The organism is Allobosea sp. GW822-FHT05A11 (assembly GCF_058800455.1).
In genome coordinates this window covers 675614-692527 of the sequence record NZ_JBXAMI010000003.1, presented here as the reverse complement: position 1 = coordinate 692527, position 16914 = coordinate 675614, and the positions used below count along the sequence as shown (strand labels likewise).

The following is a 16914-nucleotide window of genomic DNA, read 5'->3' as shown; positions in this document are numbered from 1 at the left end:
CTCAGCCTGCAAGGTTCTGATGGTAGTGCAGCGAAGCGCCGCCATCGGTTTCGAAAAAGCGCGCCTTGTCCGGATCGGCCGGGGACAGGCCGATGGCTGCCCCGGCCGGAAGGTCGACCGAAGGGGGCAGGAAGGCCGCGATCAGGCGCTCGCCCACTTCGACGCGGACAAGGCTGCGCGACCCCAGATACTCGACGGTGCGGACGGTGCCGCGGATAGCCGCGGCCTCGGAGGCGTCGTGCTTCAGATCCTCGGGCCTGATCCCCACCGAAATCCGGCGCCCGGCCTTCTGCGCCAGGGCAGGAAGCATGATGTCGAAGCCCGGTCCGCGCAGCCGTCCGTCGGTCGCCTCGCCGTCGAGGATGTTCATGCCGGGCTCACCGAGGAAGCGGGCGACGAAGAGATTGGCCGGATTGTTGTAGAGTTCGCGCGGGCTTCCGGCCTGCTCGACCCGTCCGTTCGACATGACCACGACCAGATCCGACAGGGTCATCGCCTCGCTCTGGTCATGAGTGACGTAGAGCATGGTGGCGCCTAGCCGCTGGTGGATGTCCTTCAGCTCGGAACGCATCTGCACGCGCAGTTGCTGGTCGAGGTTCGAGAGGGGCTCGTCCAGCAGATAGACGGTCGGCGTCCGCACCATGGCCCGGCCGAGCGCGACGCGCTGGCGCTGGCCGCCCGAGATCTGGCGCGGGAAGCGGTCGAGCATCGCCTCGAGGCCGAGCATCTTCACGGCGGCGCGGACCTTGCGGTCGACCTCCGCCTCGGGCGTGCGGCGCCGGCGCGCCCTCAAGGGGAAGGCGATGTTCTCGTAGAGCGTCATATGCGGGTAGAGCGCGTAGGACTGGAACACCATGGCGATGTCGCGATCCGCCGGCTTCATGGTGGTGACGTCCCGGTCGCCGATCATGATCTGCCCTTCGGTCGGCGTCTCCAGCCCGGCGATCATGTTGAGCGTCGTGCTCTTGCCGCAGCCGGAGGGGCCGAGCAGGGTGACGAACTGCCCGGGCTCGACGGCGATGTTGACGCCCGACACCGCCCAGCCGGAGCCATAACTCTTCCCGACATTACGGAAGCGGACGGATTGGGCCGTGTTCGGCCGTGCTTCGGTCATATCATTCAGCCTTTGACGGACCCATCGGCGAAGCCGCCGATCAGGAATTTTCTGAACAGGAGAAAGACCACCACGGGCGGGATCGTCGCGATGATCACGCCCGCCATCAGCGAGCCCCAATCGCGACCGTGGAAGCCCTGGAAGAAGATCAGCGCGACCTGGAGCGTGCGCAGTTCGGGCGAGTCCACCATGGTCGAGCCGGTGACGTAGTCGTTCCAGCAATGCAGGAAGCCGAAGGTCGCAGCCGCCAGCAGCGCGGGCTTTGCGCCGGGGAGCACGATCTTCCAGACGGCCTCGGCCCGCGAATAGCCATCCATCTCGGCCGCCTGCTCGAGCTCGCGCGGTACGGTGGCGAAATGCGAGCGGGTGACCCAGACCGCGAAGGGCAGGATGTGCCCGGCATAGAGGATCGGCAGGATCGCCCAGGTGTTGTGCAAGCCGATGCTGGTTGCCAGCATCTGCGTCGGCAGGAGAACGGCGAAGCCGGGCACCGCCATGGTGCCGAGGAAGACGAGCAGCACCGCGGGCTTGGCCGCAACGGGATAGCGCATCAGCGCATAGCCCGCGGTCGCGCCGAAGATCAGCGAGGCCAGAACGGCCACGACCGCATAGGCAGAGCTGTTCAGGAACGCCCAGTGGACGCCCTCTGCCACCAGCTTGGCGTAGTGCTCGATGGTCGGACTTTGCGGCAGGAGCTCGGGCGGAACCGCGAAGATGCGGTTGGTCGCCTTGAACGAGGTCGATGCGGCCCAGAGGATCGGGCCGAGGGCGACGAGGCCGGCCAGCAGGCAGACGAGGAGAAGCGAGGCGCGGGAGAGTATCTTCATGCGGCTGCTCCCGGCTGCTTGCCCAGAATGCGGATATAGACGGCGATCAGCCCCATATTGATCAGGAACATCACCGCCGCGATCGCATTGCCGCGTCCCTGATCCAGCTCGACGAAGCCGGTGTGGTAGAGCGCATAGGCCAATGTGCTGGTCTGCCGGATCGGGCCGCCGCCGGTCAGGCCAATGATGAGCTGCACCTCGTTGAAATAGCTGATGGTCAGCATCGAGATCACGATCAGCAGCGAGGGTGCGAGCAGCGGCAGCGTGATCTTGCGGAAGCTCTCCCAGGCGCCGAGTCCGTCGACCGCCGCCGCCTTGTAGAGATCGCGCGGGATCTGCCCGAGGCCGCCGATCAGGATGATCGTGGCGAAGGCGAAGTTGCGCCACACCGCCACGATGATCAGCGTCGGCATGGCCAGCAACGGGTCGGTCAGCAGGTCTTGCGGCGGCAGGCCGAACGCATTGAAGGCCGCGCCCACCAGCCCGCCCGGCGAAGGCACGAGAATCCATTTCCACAGGAGCGCCACGACGATGGGACTCATCGCCCAGGGCACGAGCAGGACCGTCAGCAGGATGCTGCCCCAGCGGCCCAGCCGCCGGATGCCCATCGCCGCCAGCAGCGCCAGCGGAACGGCGACGGCAAGCGCGGCGAAGGTGAAGAGCAGCGACCGGCCGATCGCCTGCCAGGCGAAGGGGTCGCGGAACAGCTCGAGATAGTTGGCGAGCCCGACGAAGCCCTCGTTCCCGAAGAAGAAGACTTTGTGCAGGCTCAGATAGAACCCGTAGAGCGCCGGCAGGATGTTGATGGCGATGACCAACAGCAGAGCCGGCGCCACCAGCGACGAGCCGACCAGCCGGGCCTGGCGCGCGACGGCGTCGAGGCTCCGCGGCTTCGCAAGAGGCATGGCGTGCATGGCGCGCTACCAGCCCAGCGTGGATTTGGCCCGTCCGAGAATGGCGTCCACGCTTTCCTTGGTTCCGATCAGCTCCTGCAGGGCCGTGTTCATCACCGGGAAGATCTTGGTGATGTTGGGCATGCGCTGCGGGAAGGTCATCACGCCCGGCGCCGAGAGCAGCGCGGTGAAGGCGTGGATGTCCGACGCGGCCGGCGTCGCGAAATAGGGGTTCTGCAGCACGGAGCGTCGGTCGGGCACGAGACCGGCGGTCTTGGCCCATTCCAGCGACGCCTCTTCGGTGAACAGGCTTTCGACGAAGGCGGTGGCTGCGGCCGGATTGGCCGATTTGGCGGAGATGCCCACCGTCCAATACGGGCCGAGCAGGACTGCGGGCGGGTTCGTGCCGAAGGCGGGCCAGGCCGAGACCGCCAGATCCTTGCCGCTGTAGCCGGCGGCAATCTGCTTGTACTGCTGGAAGCGCGGCGCGAAGGCCTGCACCATCGCGAAGCGGCCGGAGGCGAACTGATCCTGGATATCGTCGCCCATCGCATTCAGCAGCGTCGGCGACAGCGCCCCGTTTGCCACGAGCTGTCTGACAACATTCGCGGCCTCCTTGGCCTCGGGACCGGTGACATTGAACTGGCCGGTGGCGGCATCGAAGATCGACGGGCCGAACCCGGACATGATGTTGATGAAGGCCGAGACGCTGTTGTCGTTGGTCGGCAGGCCGAAGCCCAGCCGGTCGCCCTTGGTCAGCTTGCCTGCGACGGGGATGAACTTGTCCCAGGTGAGAGGCGGGGCGTCGAGGCCGAGCTCGGCCAGCGCATCCTTGCGATAGAAGATCGCCTGAGCCGGGCTCGGCCAGAGCGGCAGGGAGGTGCGCTTCGTGCTGAAGACCGATTTCTCGACGAAGACCGGATAGAGATCGGGAAGCGCCTTGGCCTTGAACTCCGCCGACAGAAGATCGTCGAGATTGGCGAGCGCACCGCGCTGCTGCACCAGGTCGAGGAAGGTGTCGCGCATCCAGATCACGTCGGGTGCGCGATTCTGGGCGGAGGCGGCGACGAACTTCACCTCGAGTTCCTGGAAGGGCTGGGCCTCGATCCTGACATCGACGCCGGGATGCGCCGCCTTGAAGCGCTTGATGATCTCGCGCAGCACGACTTCGCGCGGCGATTGTCCGTCTGCCCCGAGGAAGGTCCAGACCCGGACCGTGCCCGAAAGGCCCTGTGCGCCAGCCTGTTTCGGCAGGCTGGCCAGTGCCAGCCCGGCAGCGCCGGCGCGCAGCACGGACCTTCTGTCAAAGAGCATTGATTTCATGAGATGAGCTCCTCCCCGATTGTTTCTTTGGCTTACGTCTGCAGGTCGCTGAGCACGCGCATGCGACCGGCCAGAAGGTGACGGCGCATCTCGGCGCGGGCGCGATCTCCGTCACGCGCTGCGACTGCGGCGACGATGGCGCCATGCTCGAGCGCGATCAGCTCGCGGCGCTCCGCCATGGTCAGCACGGAGCGCTGCGCCGAAAGATTGCCCCAGCTGAAGATGTGCGAGGTCAACCGCCCCAGCGCGTCCGACAGCTTCGAATTATGGGCGCAGACCGCCAGTGCGGCGTGGAAGGCGACGTCCTCGCGCTCGCCTCGGCCGGTCAGCAGGCTGGCAAGCAGCGCCTCCTGCGCCGCCTGAAGTCGCGCGAGGTCGTCCTCGGTTCGCCGATCTGCGGCCAGAGCCGCGACCTCGCTTTCCAGAGCAAGACGAACCTCGTGCCATTGAGCCAGTTCGCGCAGCGAGGAGATCGCCGAAAGCCTGACCATTTCGGGTGCGCCGGTGCGTATCGCAAAGGTGCCCGAGCCCTTGCGCGAACGGACGATGCCCTCGGCGCGCAGCCGGGCCAGCGCCTCGCGGATGCTGGCGCGCGACAGCCCGAACATCTCGGCGAAATCCGCCTCGGGCGGCAGCCGCGCGCCATCGGCGACATTGTCGATATAGCCGGCGATCTGCCGATAGGCGATCGCGGAGCGGCTTTCGTCCGAGTCCATCCTGGCGAGCCTGTCCCGTTGACGGCGCTAAATCAGTCTGCTTACAATTATGTTGTCAGACAGCTTTGCCGGTTGCAAGCCGAAATTGTCAGGGATCGCCATGAACAGATTGATCGGCTCGCGGCCGGAAGCGCGGATCGCACGGATCGAGGTGCATGAGTTCGGCTACACGGTCGACGGTCTCGGGGTGGATGCCAGCGGCAACCGCAGCGTGATGAAGGGCGCGCAGTCCCGGTTGAGCGCCTTTGCCCTGCGGATCGAGACCGAAGGCGGACATCGCGGCGAGTATTGCAGCGTCCATAGCGGCAAGAACGGCGTCATGATCGGGCAGGTGAAGGCTGCGGCCGGCCTGATCCTGGGCGAGGACGCCGAGGAGCGCGAGGCGATCTACAACAAGCTGAAGCGCGCACATCGCCACTACATGGCGATCGGCCATTCCGCGCTGGACATCGCGCTGTGGGATCTGGCCGGCAAGGCCGTCGATCGTCCGGTCTGGCGGCTCCTCGGCGGCTACCGGCAGCGGCTTCCGACCTATGCCAGCACGCTGAATGGTGGTCGCGACGGGATTCTCGACAGCATCGAGGCTTATGCCGATTTCGCCGAGGAGTGCCTCGCGCTCGGCTATCGCGGCTACAAGATCCATGGCTGGGGTGAAGGCGACCCGAAGGAGGAGGCCGCGAACCTGCTGCTCTGCGCCCGGCGCGTCGGCGACCGGATGGAGCTGATGTACGACGCCGCAAGCGAGCTGCGCACGCTGGCCGACGCGATCTATGTCGGCAAGGCCTGCGATGAGGGTGGCTATCTCTGGTACGAAGACCCCTTCATGGATGCCGGCTGGTCCCCGCATGCCGCCCGGCAGCTCAAGGAGAACATCCGCACCCCGTTGATGCTGACCGAGCATGTGCGCGGCCTCGAGAGTAAGGCCGCCTGGCTCCGCGACCGGGCGACGGACTACATGCGCGTCGACCCCGATTACGACATGGGCATCACCGGCACGATGAAGGTCGCGCACTTGGCCGAGGCCTTCGGCCTCGACTGCGAAATCCACGCTGCCGGCCCGGCCCAGCGGCACTGCATGTCGGCGATGCGCAATTCGAGCTGGTACGAACTCTCCCTCGTCGCACCCGGCGTCGCCAATCCCGTGCCGCCGGTCTTCGGTTCCGGTTACAGCGATGCGCTGGAGGATATCGGCGAGGACGGCTGCGTGCCGGTTCCCGACGAGGCCGGCCTCGGTGTCGATTACGATTGGGATTACATCATCGCCAACCGCACCGCCTATCAGGAATTCACCCTGAAGAAGGACGGTGGAACCGCCAAATGACCGCTTCCTATGACGACATCATCGTCGGCGGCGGGCCGGCGGGCTGCGTGCTGGCCAACCGGCTGTCGACCTCGGGGCAGAACCGTGTCCTCCTGATTGAGGCCGGCCCCGATTTCGAGCCGGGACAGGAGCCGGAGGAGATCCGCGACGTCTATCCCTATCGCGCCGCCTTCAACCCTGCCTATCAGTGGCGCGACCTGCGTGCCCGGTTGATGCCGGTCTCACACAACGATCCCTCCCGCTCCTCGGTCAAACCCTATATCCAGCCGCGCGTGATCGGCGGCGGGTCGAGCATGAATGGCGAGATCGGCAATCGCGGGTTGCCGGCCGACTACGAAGAATGGGCGGCGCTCGGTGCGGAAGGCTGGGACTGGGATGGGGTTCTGCCGTATTTCCGCAAGCTCGAGACCGACATGGACTATGACGGGCCGTTGCACGGTTCGTCAGGTCCGATCGCGATCAGCCGCGTGATGCCGGAGGAATGGCCCGGCTTTACCCGCGCGACGATGCAGGCGCTGACGGCGGCGGGCTATCGCAATATCGGCGACCAGAATGCGGTCTTCGAAGATGGCTGGTTCCCGATGTCGCTGACGACCGATCGGCGCTCGCGTCGCTCGGCCGCCATGGGCTATCTCGACGCGACGACCCGACGGCGGTCGAACCTCACCATTCGGTCGGATACAAAGGTCGACCGCCTGCTGATGGAAGGCCGGCGCGCCGTCGGCGTCCAGATCGGAGAGGAGCGTGTCGCCGCGCGCCGTGTGATCCTGTCCGCCGGCGCGCTGGAAAGTCCGGCGCTGCTGCTGCGTGCCGGCATCGGGGATGCAGCGCACCTGAACGAGGCCGGCGTCGCGGTTCTCCACCATTTGCCCGGCGTCGGCCGAAACCTGAACGAACACCCCTCCATGGCGATGTCGTCATGGATCCGGCGCGGGCATCGTCTCGGCAAGACGCCACGGCGGCATGTGCAGGCGGCCTGGCGCTACTCCTCGGAGGTCGAGGGCTGCGGGCATGGCGACATGTTCATGGTGGTCGTCTCGAAGTCGGCCTGGCACCCGATCGGCCGGCGAATCGGCTCGCTCTTCAGCTGGATCAACAAGCCCTATTCCACCGGTTGGGTGCGGCTGAATCCTGAAAACCCGGCCGGGCGACCCGAGATCGGCTTCCAGATGCTGTCCGATCCGCGCGACATGGCGCGGATGAAGCTGGCTGTGCGGCGGATGTGGTCGCTCTACGCCTCGAACGAGTTGCGACAAGCCTGCAGCACTCCTTTTGCCGCGACCCATGGTGCCATGGCCAAGCTCGTCGGAGGCGTCAGCCTGCGCAACTGGCTGGTCACGCTCGGTCCCGCGCTTCTGACCGAGGGGCCGGCGCCTCTGCGCAAGCTGCTTGTCGACCGCCTCTTCGCCAGCGGCGACGATATCCCGACCGCCCTAGAGGATGACGATGCGATGGAGGAGATGATCCGCAAGCATACCATCGGCGGCTATCACCCTTCAGGAACCTGCCGGATGGGGCGGGCCGATGACGAGGCAGCCGTGGTCTCTCCACGAGATGGCGCCGTCCACGGCATCAGTGGCCTGCACGTAATCGACGCTTCCGTAATGCCCTGCGTACCGCGAGCCAACACCAATCTGCCGACCACGATGCTGTCGGAAAAGCTCGCGGACGGCCTGGCTTGACGCAGCTCCCTGGGGCGGAACCATCGATCGGCGACGAATTCAATTCGCTGCCTCCAAGCTCATCCGGCGCGATGGACGAGTTGGCGATCGCCGCGCAGATCGACCCGATCGATCTGCGCCTGCGCAACGACACCGATCACGGCGAGAACGATAGCAAGGCCTCCGCGCCGTCTTTACCGCCGATGGACAACTCGAACTCTCCTGCGCCATCTTCGACATTGGATCGCGCCAGAATCCGACATGAGGCGATCACTTGGAACCGGACATTGCTAAGCCGGAAGCGGCCTGCTCCTTGGCGGGCGCTCAACTTTGCCTGAACTCAAACGCGAGTGGCCCTGCCTTCCTTTGGTACCGGAAACTGTTCGGGCGCCGTGGTCTGAGAGCGGCGCCACAAGCGCTGCTTCCAGCAGGTCAGGTCAATTTGGAGATAAGCGCCTCGACAATCTCAGGCGGGCCGATCAGCATCGGCTGCCTGACCGGAAACCCGTAGTCCGGTTTCAGAAGATCCGCCAAGGCGAGCGGGGACCCATCGAGGTAGCGCTCGACGTGCCCGAGCGCGCGGGTGAACGGTAGCGCGGGCGCCAGGTCCCAGAGGTAGCAGGGCCCGGTGATGATGGTGTCGCAGCGCCCCGCAGCCAGCATCATCAGGTGGTAAAGGTTCGAACCGAGATTGTGCAGGCGGTAGCCCTCCACCCGGCGAACATCGATGACGTCGTGGATCGCGGTGATCATGATGTTGAGCGTGTCCGCCGCGAGCCTTTCCGGCCGGGCGGGCATGGGTGCGCCGTTGAGCAGCGCCAGGCCATCCTCGTAGATGAAGGTCTGGCGCGTCACCGGGAAGTGCAGATATCCGCTCACCGGTATCGCGCCGTCGATCAATCCCATGCCCAGTCCCCAGACCGGCAAGCCGCGGGCGAAGGACGCCGTGCCGTCGAGCGGATCGATCGCCCATTGGCGTTGGGCGGCGGGCAAATAGGATTCCGCCTCTTCCTCGGAGATGACGCCGATATCCGGCGTGTGTGCGACGAGCCTCCGCAGCACGTGGGCCGAGGCGGCTTGGTCGGCCTCGGTCACCGCCGATCCGTCGCGCTTGTCCTGTGCGCTCAGGCGCCCGTGGAGCGGCAAGGTGATGTCTTCGTATTCGCGAAACAGCTGCTCCGCGAATGCGCGGTGACTGGTGCTGCCGGGTGGCTGATGAATGGTCACGACATGCCTTTGACGAGATATTTCTGGGCGACGAAACAGAGGATGACGACGGGCAGGACAGCGACCACGCCGAGCGCGGAAACCTCGCCCCACAGGATCCCGCGCTCGGTCTTGAAGAAGACGACCGCCGTCGAAACCATGTTGACCTTGGAGGAGCTCAAGAAGAGCGCGTAAGTGAACTCGTTCCAGGCGGCGAGGAAGCACATGATCCCCGTGGCGAACAATCCCGTCCGGACCTGCGGCAGCACGATCCTCATCAGCACCCCGAACCGGCTGCAGCCGTCGAGCAACGCGGCCTCCTCGACCTCCGGCGCGAGCGCAGCGAGATAGCTGCGCATCATCAGCACGACGAAGGGCAGGTTGAAGACCATGAAGGTCAGGATCAGGATCGCGTAGGTGTCCAGCATCTCGAAGGTCAGGCCGAGCACGTAGAAGGGCAGGACCAGCGCGATCGACGGAAAGATGCGCGAGGACAGGATGCCGAAGACCACGGCTTCCTTGCGCGGAAAGCTGAACTTGTGGATCGCGTAGGCCGCGACCGTCCCCAATGTCAGGCAGAGCACCACATTCGACAGCGACACGATCAGGCTGTCGACGATGTACTTGTAGAGACCGTGGCTGACGATCGCGGCCCGGTAGTTGTCGAGGGTAGGGCTGAAGACGAAGCGCGCCGGCTCGTAGAGCAGTGCTCGCGTCTTCAGCGAAGTCACCACCATGTAGAAGACCGGAAAGGCGGCGAAGGCGCAGGCCAGGCCAAGCCAGAGATAGTCGCGGGGGCGGGCCTGCGTCATGTCGCCTGTCCCTTGCGGCCCGTCGCGACCATCAGCCCGGACAGGGCAGTGATGATCAGGACCAGGATGACCGCCGCCGCCGCGGCGAGCCCGACCGAACCTAGCGTGAACGCCGTCTTGTAGACGTAGAGCGGCAGGATCGTTGTGGCGTTGCCTGGGCCGCCATCCGTCAGCGTGAAGATCGGCCCGAAAGCCTGGAAAGCCAGGATCGCCTGGAAGATGCTGCTGCTGAGGATCACGGGACGCAGCTGCGGGACGACGATCAGCCAGAACACCTGGCGGTCGCTGCATCCGTCGAGCCGCGCGGCTTCGAGCGGCTCTGGCGCGATGTTGCGGAAGCCCGCGAGGATCATCAGCACCGAGAGCGGGAAATGCATCCAGACCACGACGAGCAGAACCGAGAATAGGGCATAGCTCTGGCCGAGCCAGACGATCTTCACACCGAACGCGCCTTCGGCCGCGGCATTCACGATGCCGAAATCGTAGCTGAGCATCAGCTTCCACATCAGCCCGGCGATGGCTGGGTTGACCGCCATGGGCAGGATGATCAGCGTCGTCGCGACGTATGAGAAACGGAGTTTCTTGCTGAGCAGCGTCGCCACGCCCAGCCCCAGCAAGGTCTTGGCCACGACGCTGACCACGGTGACGATCAGGCTGAGCCTGACGGCGGGCCAGAACTCGACCTCCCGGCCGGACAGCAGGCGCCGGTAGTTGTCGAGCCCGACGAACTCGCGATCCGACCAAGTGTAGCCGATCTCAAAGGAGGTCAGGCTGATATAGCCGAGCAGCGCGATCGGCACGGCGCTCAGCAGCAGCAAGGGCAGAGCCGAAGGCCCCACCCATAGCCAGGGCGTCAGGCGCTTCATCATGTCGTGAGCCGATACATCGTCATCCTGCGACGATCAGATGCTTTTCTTGATGCGGGCGGAGATCTGCTCCAGTTCCGGCTTCGCAGCGGCCAGGGCCTCCTTCGGCGACATCTTCTTCAGCAGCGCCTGTCCCGCATAGAAGCCGGCGGTCTGCTGGATCTTGTTGGCCTCGGCTGTCTGTGGAACCCAGTTTCGCCCGATCGAGAGAAGGTTGCCGGCGGCGTCGAGGCTGTCCTTGATCGCCTTGGCAAGCACCGGGTCCTGCGCCGTGAATTCCGGGCTGGTCAGGGTCGAAAGACGCGAGGGGACGCCGCCCTTGGCGACGACCTCCTTCGCCTTTTGCTTCGACGTCATCCAGGCGATGAAGGCCCAGCCTGCCTCCTTGTTGCGGCTGTTCGCGGGAAGGCCCAGGCTCCAGCCGCCGACCGGTCCGAAGCGACCCTTCGGTCCGGAAGGCGGCGCGACATAGCCGACCTTGCCGACGATCTTCGATTTCGTCGTGTCGGTGAGCCAGGGCTGCAACGAGGTGGCATCGAACCACATGGCCGTCTTGCCGGAGGCGAAGGCGGAGACTGCCGCATCCCAGCTATAGGTTTCGATATCCGGAGGCGCGTTCGACAGAAGGGCGAGAAGATATTCCAGCGACTGCTGTGTCTCGGGACTGTCGACGGCGACGTCCCAGGTCTTCTGATCGATGACGTTCGCCCCGAAGGCCGGCGTGAACAGTTCCCAGCTCAACGCGAGGGTCCGCCCCGTCTCGGCGCGCATCGAGATGCCATAGAGCCCCGGCTCCTTGTTCTGGAAGAAGCGGGCCGTTTCCAGCAGCTCGTCCATCGTGTCGGGCGCCTTGCGGCCGTATTTCTCGAACAGGTCCTTGCGATAGGACAGGAAGAACGTCTCGCCGGCGACGGGAATACCGAGCGTCTTGCCCTTCGCGGTACCGATGCCCTGCCGGTAGGCGACATGAATATCTTCGAAATCGTAGTCGTCCGGTGTCGCGTCCTTGTCCTTGAGCAGGTCGCCTAGATCCGCCAGCATCCGCTTGGCCTCGTATTCGGCGAGCGCCGTGCCGCGCACCATATAGACGTCATAGGAGGTGTCGCGCGCGGTTTGGGCCAGCAGCTGCTTGGACATGATCTCGCCGCTGCCGACGACCTCCCACGTTACCTTGATCCCGGTCGCAGCCTCGAATTCCGGCGTCAGCGCCTTCATGGCGTCCGAGGCGGGATGCGAGATCGCGAGGATGCGGATCTCGCGAGCAGGCTTGCCCTTCAGCCCGGCTTCCCAGGCCGCGAATTCGGCCGCTTGAGCGCTCCCGAACGCCACACCGGTCATGCCGAACACGACACCGGACAGAAGAATCTCGCGACGTGACAAAGCCATGTTTCTCTCCCGCGTTAAGGCTTGTTTGCCCATTTGAGCGCATGTATGCACATATGAGCAGGCCGGTCAATTTAGCTGGCTGAAGAGACGGTATCCGCAATCGCGTGGCTCCTGCCTCGCAACATGATCGTGTAACGAGGATCGATGGACGTAGCTGGGAGCCACGCGATGCTGGAACGGGGACGGTCATGAGCGAGAAGCCGATCGGAGACGAGAGCGTCCCGCGGGCGCGGGGGGCTCGATCCGCGGCCCGCACTATCCAGCTTCTGGAAGTCGCCCGCAGCTTCTACATCGACGAGGAGCCGAAGGTGGCGATCGCCAAGCGCCTGGGGATCAGCCGCTTCGCCGTATCGCGCCTGCTGGAACAGGCGCGCAGCGCCGGGCTCGTCCGCATCGATATCCGCCCGCCGGCCGACGTGGACTTTACCCTGTCGTCGGCGCTGATGCACAAGGCGGGCTTGCGGCGCGCGATCGTGCTTCCCGCCACCGATCCGGCGTCCGAGCTTGCGATACTCGCCGCCGCCGCCGCTTCCTACCTCGTCGAGGCGGGAGCATCGGAGGACGTCGTGGGCCTTGTCGCGGGGCGGACGACCAGCCGCATCCTCGATCGGATCGGCGAACTGCCCGGCCGCTCGATCGTCCAGCTGTCGGGTGTCAGCCGTGCCACCTATTTCGAACATAACCCGGCCGAGATGATCCGTGCGATGGCCATGCGCTTCCGCGGCCAGACCTTTCCGATCTATGCCCCGCTGCTGCTCGCCGACGCGGCTCTGGTCGCATCCCTGCGCGAGCAGATTGGTATCGCCGACAGCATCGCGCAGTTCGAGAAGCTGACACGCGTGCTGTTCTCAGTCGGGGCCTGGAAACCGGACGGTTCGGGGGTCTTCGAGAGCCTCGACGAGACCGCGCGCGCCGAAGCGGCCGAAGCCGGCGCGACGGCCGAGATCCTGGGACACATTTTTGACGCGGACGGGCGACGCATCTGCCGCTCCCTGTCCGAGCGCTGTCTGACGATCTCCTACGAAGATTTCATCATCGTTCCAGACCGCGTGGCCGTCGGCGGATATGCGCGCGCCGACGCGGTCTTGGCCTGCGTTCGCGCCAAGGCCGCGACCACGCTCGTGACCGATGCGAAGACGGCCCAGTTCGTGCTGGATTCGCTGCCATGATCGACGCTGCCGCAAACGCCCGAGCGGAAGGCGCTGCTTCATGAGCATTCTGGTGTGCGGCGAGGCGATCGTCGACCTGTTCGTGAGCATCGACGACGGAACCATGCGAGCGCAGCCGGTCCTCGGCGGCTCGCCCTACAATGTGGCCATCGGCCTTGCCAGGCTCGGCGTGACGACATCCTTCTTCGGCGGGTTGTCCTCCGACATATTCGGCGCCGCCATCCGTTCACGCCTCGTCGCTGAGGGGATCGGCGTCGGGCACGCCGTCGAAAGCGCGCGCTTGACCACCATCAGCGTCGTCGGGAAGAACACGGACGGGCAACCCGCCTACGCGTTCCATGGTGAAGACAAGGCGGATCGCAGCATCGACGTCGCCGACCTGCCGAAAGAGCTCGACAAGGATACGCGCGCTATCGTCATGGGCTCCTTCACGCTGGCCGTAGAGCCCGTCGCGAGCGCGCATCTTGCGCTCGCCCGGCGCGAGGCGGGCGAACGGCTGATCTCCATCGACCCCAACCTGCGACCGACGGTGATCCCTGACCTTGCGCGCTGGCGCCGGCAGTTCGCCGAGTTCCTCCCCAATGCCGGCATCATCAAGGCAAGCGACGAGGATCTCGGCATCGCGTTTCCCGGCATGTCCCATCGCGAGGTGACGGCCAACTGGTTTGCTGCCGGCGCCGCGCTTTGCGTCATCACCCATGGTGCAAAAGGCGCGGTTGCCTGGCGCCCGGGCCGTGCCCCCATCGTCGAAACCGGTCGGCCGGTCGAGACCGTGGATACGGTGGGTGCGGGCGACAGCTTCCACGCCGCCCTGCTCGCGCGGCTGGATCAGTACGGCCTCCTGTCACGCGAAGGCGTGGCCGCGCTGGACGACGCGCATGTGTCAGAGGTCCTGGCCTTCGCCGTGACCGCCGCCGCGATAACCTGCTCTCGCCGCGGAGCCGACCCTCCGCGGCTGGCCGAGATGCCGCCAAATCCTGCCAGCGCAGATGCCGTCCGCGCAGGCGTCGTCCGCTAGAGGCCACCCGTTCGCGAGAATGAGACTGCCATGCCCCCCATCGCGCTGAACCGTCGTAACCTGTCGGTCTTACCGCCCTCCGTGGAACGTCCTCGATTCGACCCGGCGCAGGTCAAGGCAGGCATCGCTCATATCGGTCTGGGCGGCTTTCATCGCGCTCATATGGCGCGATACACGCAGGAATTGATGGAGGAGGATCCCCAAGCGCTCGACTGGGGAATCCTCGGCTGCCTGCTGGTGCCCAATGATCGGCGCATGGGAGAAAGCCTGGCTCCGCAGGACGCGCTCTACACCCTCGTCGAGCGGGAGGGGGTTCAGGAGCGCGCTCGGGTCATCGCTTCGCTTGTCGGCCTTGTCGATGCCACGCAGTCAAGTGAAGTGCTGCTGGCGAAGCTCGACGACCCGGCGATCAGGATCATCAGCCTCACGGTCACGGAAAACGGCTATTGCCTGAACCCGGCGACGAAGCAGCTCGATCCCCATCACGCGCTGATTCGCGCCGACCTCCAAAGTCCCGGCAATCCCCGCAGCGCGATCGGCCTGATCGTCGAGACGCTTCGTCGGCGGAAACATGCCGGAACGGCACCTCCGACGCTGCTGACCTGCGACAACATCCAGCATAACGGGGAGGTTCTCCGCAGGGCTGTCCTGGCAATGGCCGGCTTGAGAGAGGATGCACTTGCGGCGTGGATCGAACGCGAGGTCGCCTTTCCCTCGACGATGGTCGATCGCATCACGCCTGTCACGGCGCAGGCGGATATCGATGAGCTCGCCACCCGGCACGGTCTCGCGGATCGCTGGCCCGTCATATCCGAAACCTTCAGCCAGTGGGTGATCGAGGACCGCTTTCCAGCAGGTCGCCCGGCCTGGGAGCAGGTCGGAGCCCAGTTCGTGCCGGACGTCGCGCCGTACGAGTTCATGAAGCTGCGATTGCTCAACGCCAGCCATCTCGCTGTTTCCGGCCTGGGTCAGCTCGCTGGATACGTCACGATCGATGAATCCCTCGCCGATTCGCGAATCCGCGCGGTCATGATGGCCTTGATGGAGCGCGAAACAGGACCGACATTGCCGGACATTCCGGGCGTCGATCTGGCGGCCTACAAGGCGCGGCTCATCGAACGCTTCGCCAATCCGGCCATTCGGGACACCGTGCAGCGCGTCAATACCGATGCGCCCTTGAACTACCTCGTCGATCCGATCCGCGACAGATTGCAGTCCGGCGGCGATGTGACGTTCCTCGCACTGGCTCTCGCGGCTTGGCTGCGTCGCGTTCGCGGAACGGGTGAGCAGGGGAAGCCTATCCAGGTTTCGCATCCCATTGCTGAGATTCTGCGCGAGAGAGCGATCGAGGGGGGCTGCGATCCTCGGCCGCTTCTTTCTGAGCGGTCGTTGTTCGGCGAGTTGGGCGACAACCCTCTTCTCGTCGAGGCTACGCATCGCTGGTTGGCATCGTTGTACAATCTCGGGACCCATCATACCCTCGATGAGGCCGAGCGTTTGGCCTCACGTCGACAAGGGTAGGGGCGCGCCACAAGCTGACATTCAAGCTCTGCCAGGAAGCGGACACTTATATACCGAGGGACCCGTTACCGCCCGATCTTCGCGATATCGGCAGCGAGGTTAACGAGGTAACTGCATTCATCGGCAGATTCGTTGTTCCACCACATCGCACATAGATTGTGCGATGGGATCGCCGGGCGCGCTTCCAGCACGCGTAGTGCCAGTTTCTCTCCCGAGAGATGGATCATCTCGCGCGGGATCATCGCCGCGCCGGTGCCGGCGCTCGCGAGACGAGCTATCACCGTCAGCGGATTGCACGTATTCAGCCGACGCGGCTTCAGCCCGTGCGCGCCGAACCACATTTGGATGGTCGTGAACAGGCCCGACGGCGAGCTGTTGGTAAAGATCGGCAAGTCGACCAGCTTCTCCGGCGTCGCGATATTGCCGCTGAAGGGAAGGCCCTCGCCGATCACCCAGACCAGATCGATCAGCCAGAGCGGGACGATGGTGACCCCTTCATGGGCGCGCGGCTGCGAGAGGAAGGCGATGTCGATCGAGCGATCGAGCAGGAGCTGTTCAAGCTTGGTGCTGAAGTCGACGGTGACGTCGACCTGCAATTCGGCATGGCGGCGCGCCAGCTGGGCAAGCAGATCGGGCAGGATCGCGGCTGCGAAGGAATCGGCGGCGCCGATCCGCAGGAGACTCCTGCCGCGCAGGCCGTCCTTGCTGTGACGCTGCACCTGCTCGGCATGGGCAAGCATGCGCTCGGTATCGGCATAGATCGCATTGCCGAGCGTCGTCGGCGCCGGACGGTAGAGCGAGCGGTCGAAGAGCTCTCCGCCGAGGATGCGCTCCAGCTCCTTGATGCGCAGGCTGACCGTCGGCTGTGACAGGTTGAGGTGCTGGGCCGCGGCGCGGAAACCGCCAAGCCGGGCCACCCAGTAGAACGCTTCCGCCTGGCCGAAGGTATAGCGCATCGTTCAAGACGATAGCGAAAGACAATCAAGCAGCAAGCACTTCCTATTTTTAATCGTCGGCGCAGCGATCTAGCTTTCTCTCGTTCGGCGCGGCGCCGGCTTCCGGCGCCGCCAAGGCATTGCCA

At 65.2% G+C, this 16914-nt stretch carries 16 protein-coding genes; 6 read left to right on the top strand and 10 right to left on the bottom strand.

The window, feature by feature from the left end:
* Position 1: 1 nt before the first annotated feature.
* From AC1RLU_RS12865 to AC1RLU_RS12845, 5 genes are read right to left on the bottom strand one after another with little or no spacing between them, the layout of a single operon-like run.
* Complete coding sequence (locus AC1RLU_RS12865) at positions 2 to 1114, bottom strand: ABC transporter ATP-binding protein (RefSeq protein ID WP_492795956.1); 1113 nt, start codon at positions 1112 to 1114, stop codon at positions 2 to 4.
* A gap of 5 nt (positions 1115 to 1119) precedes the next feature.
* Positions 1120 to 1941, bottom strand: coding sequence for a carbohydrate ABC transporter permease (locus tag AC1RLU_RS12860; RefSeq protein WP_492795954.1), 822 nt, complete (start codon positions 1939 to 1941; stop codon positions 1120 to 1122).
* Positions 1938 to 2855 carry a carbohydrate ABC transporter permease gene (locus AC1RLU_RS12855; protein ID WP_061970832.1) on the bottom strand — a complete coding sequence of 306 codons (918 nt, stop codon included), beginning with the start codon at positions 2853 to 2855 and terminating at the stop codon, positions 1938 to 1940. The genes AC1RLU_RS12860 and AC1RLU_RS12855 overlap by 4 nt, the downstream gene beginning before the upstream one ends.
* A 6-nt stretch (positions 2856 to 2861) precedes the next feature.
* Entirely contained in the window at positions 2862 to 4157 is a 1296-nt protein-coding gene (locus tag AC1RLU_RS12850; RefSeq protein WP_492795952.1) for an ABC transporter substrate-binding protein, read from the bottom strand.
* 32 nt (positions 4158 to 4189) lie between these two features.
* Positions 4190 to 4873, bottom strand: a complete 684-nt coding sequence (locus AC1RLU_RS12845; RefSeq protein WP_492795950.1) for a FadR/GntR family transcriptional regulator — start codon at positions 4871 to 4873, stop codon at positions 4190 to 4192.
* A gap of 100 nt (positions 4874 to 4973) precedes the next feature.
* On the opposite strand from AC1RLU_RS12845, the gene AC1RLU_RS12840 reads away from it, so the two are divergent.
* The 3 genes from AC1RLU_RS12840 to AC1RLU_RS12830 are packed head-to-tail and all read left to right on the top strand — an operon-like array spanning position 4974 to position 8193.
* A complete protein-coding gene (locus tag AC1RLU_RS12840; protein WP_492795949.1) occupies positions 4974 to 6194 on the top strand; it encodes an enolase C-terminal domain-like protein in 1221 nt (406 codons plus the stop codon).
* Positions 6191 to 7876, top strand: coding sequence for a GMC family oxidoreductase (locus tag AC1RLU_RS12835; protein ID WP_492795947.1), 1686 nt, complete (start codon positions 6191 to 6193; stop codon positions 7874 to 7876). Before AC1RLU_RS12840 ends, AC1RLU_RS12835 begins: the two co-directional genes overlap by 4 nt.
* Positions 7873 to 8193 carry a hypothetical protein gene (locus tag AC1RLU_RS12830; RefSeq protein WP_492795945.1) on the top strand — a complete coding sequence of 107 codons (321 nt, stop codon included), beginning with the start codon at positions 7873 to 7875 and terminating at the stop codon, positions 8191 to 8193. Before AC1RLU_RS12835 ends, AC1RLU_RS12830 begins: the two co-directional genes overlap by 4 nt.
* Positions 8194 to 8287: 94 nt before the next feature.
* Here AC1RLU_RS12830 and AC1RLU_RS12825 read toward each other — a convergent pair whose 3' ends face one another.
* The 4 genes from AC1RLU_RS12825 to AC1RLU_RS12810 are packed head-to-tail and all read right to left on the bottom strand — an operon-like array spanning position 8288 to position 12125.
* Positions 8288 to 9082 (bottom strand): inositol monophosphatase family protein, encoded by a 795-nt coding sequence (locus AC1RLU_RS12825; RefSeq protein WP_492795943.1) that lies wholly within the window; start codon positions 9080 to 9082, stop codon positions 8288 to 8290.
* Positions 9079 to 9873 carry a carbohydrate ABC transporter permease gene (locus AC1RLU_RS12820; protein ID WP_492795941.1) on the bottom strand — a complete coding sequence of 265 codons (795 nt, stop codon included), beginning with the start codon at positions 9871 to 9873 and terminating at the stop codon, positions 9079 to 9081. Before AC1RLU_RS12820 ends, AC1RLU_RS12825 begins: the two co-directional genes overlap by 4 nt.
* On the bottom strand, positions 9870 to 10742 hold the full coding sequence (locus tag AC1RLU_RS12815) for a carbohydrate ABC transporter permease (protein WP_492795939.1): 873 nt from the start codon (positions 10740 to 10742) through the stop codon (positions 9870 to 9872). The genes AC1RLU_RS12820 and AC1RLU_RS12815 overlap by 4 nt, the downstream gene beginning before the upstream one ends.
* Positions 10743 to 10775: 33 nt before the next feature.
* Positions 10776 to 12125, bottom strand: a complete 1350-nt coding sequence (locus AC1RLU_RS12810; protein WP_185745152.1) for an ABC transporter substrate-binding protein — start codon at positions 12123 to 12125, stop codon at positions 10776 to 10778.
* A 188-nt stretch (positions 12126 to 12313) separates the two neighbouring features.
* On the opposite strand from AC1RLU_RS12810, the gene AC1RLU_RS12805 reads away from it, so the two are divergent.
* From AC1RLU_RS12805 to AC1RLU_RS12795, 3 genes are read left to right on the top strand one after another with little or no spacing between them, the layout of a single operon-like run.
* Complete coding sequence (locus AC1RLU_RS12805; RefSeq protein WP_492795936.1) at positions 12314 to 13294, top strand: sugar-binding domain-containing protein; 981 nt, start codon at positions 12314 to 12316, stop codon at positions 13292 to 13294.
* A 40-nt stretch (positions 13295 to 13334) separates the two neighbouring features.
* Positions 13335 to 14312 (top strand): carbohydrate kinase family protein, encoded by a 978-nt coding sequence (locus AC1RLU_RS12800; protein ID WP_492795935.1) that lies wholly within the window; start codon positions 13335 to 13337, stop codon positions 14310 to 14312.
* A gap of 30 nt (positions 14313 to 14342) precedes the next feature.
* Positions 14343 to 15833 carry a mannitol dehydrogenase family protein gene (locus AC1RLU_RS12795; protein ID WP_492795933.1) on the top strand — a complete coding sequence of 497 codons (1491 nt, stop codon included), beginning with the start codon at positions 14343 to 14345 and terminating at the stop codon, positions 15831 to 15833.
* Positions 15834 to 15898: 65 nt separating this feature from the next.
* Here AC1RLU_RS12795 and AC1RLU_RS12790 read toward each other — a convergent pair whose 3' ends face one another.
* Positions 15899 to 16789: a LysR family transcriptional regulator gene (locus AC1RLU_RS12790; protein WP_492795931.1), complete on the bottom strand. Its 891-nt coding sequence runs from the start codon at positions 16787 to 16789 to the stop codon at positions 15899 to 15901.
* Positions 16790 to 16914 lie beyond the last annotated feature (125 nt).

Bases quoted from the DNA above. Each gene is read 5' to 3' on its own strand.
- AC1RLU_RS12865 (WP_492795956.1), bottom strand. From the start codon at position 1,114: ATGACCGAAGCACGGCCGAACACGGCCCAATCCGTCCGCTTCCGTAAT.
- AC1RLU_RS12860 (WP_492795954.1), bottom strand. From the start codon at position 1,941: ATGAAGATACTCTCCCGCGCCTCGCTTCTCCTCGTCTGCCTGCTGGCC.
- AC1RLU_RS12855 (WP_061970832.1), bottom strand. From the start codon at position 2,855: ATGCACGCCATGCCTCTTGCGAAGCCGCGGAGCCTCGACGCCGTCGCG.
- AC1RLU_RS12850 (WP_492795952.1), bottom strand. From the start codon at position 4,157: ATGAAATCAATGCTCTTTGACAGAAGGTCCGTGCTGCGCGCCGGCGCT.
- AC1RLU_RS12845 (WP_492795950.1), bottom strand. From the start codon at position 4,873: ATGGACTCGGACGAAAGCCGCTCCGCGATCGCCTATCGGCAGATCGCC.
- AC1RLU_RS12840 (WP_492795949.1), top strand. From the start codon at position 4,974: ATGAACAGATTGATCGGCTCGCGGCCGGAAGCGCGGATCGCACGGATC.
- AC1RLU_RS12835 (WP_492795947.1), top strand. From the start codon at position 6,191: ATGACCGCTTCCTATGACGACATCATCGTCGGCGGCGGGCCGGCGGGC.
- AC1RLU_RS12820 (WP_492795941.1), bottom strand. From the start codon at position 9,873: ATGACGCAGGCCCGCCCCCGCGACTATCTCTGGCTTGGCCTGGCCTGC.
- AC1RLU_RS12815 (WP_492795939.1), bottom strand. From the start codon at position 10,742: ATGATGAAGCGCCTGACGCCCTGGCTATGGGTGGGGCCTTCGGCTCTG.
- AC1RLU_RS12810 (WP_185745152.1), bottom strand. From the start codon at position 12,125: ATGGCTTTGTCACGTCGCGAGATTCTTCTGTCCGGTGTCGTGTTCGGC.
- AC1RLU_RS12805 (WP_492795936.1), top strand. From the start codon at position 12,314: ATGAGCGAGAAGCCGATCGGAGACGAGAGCGTCCCGCGGGCGCGGGGG.
- AC1RLU_RS12800 (WP_492795935.1), top strand. From the start codon at position 13,335: ATGAGCATTCTGGTGTGCGGCGAGGCGATCGTCGACCTGTTCGTGAGC.
- AC1RLU_RS12795 (WP_492795933.1), top strand. From the start codon at position 14,343: ATGCCCCCCATCGCGCTGAACCGTCGTAACCTGTCGGTCTTACCGCCC.
- AC1RLU_RS12790 (WP_492795931.1), bottom strand. From the start codon at position 16,789: ATGCGCTATACCTTCGGCCAGGCGGAAGCGTTCTACTGGGTGGCCCGG.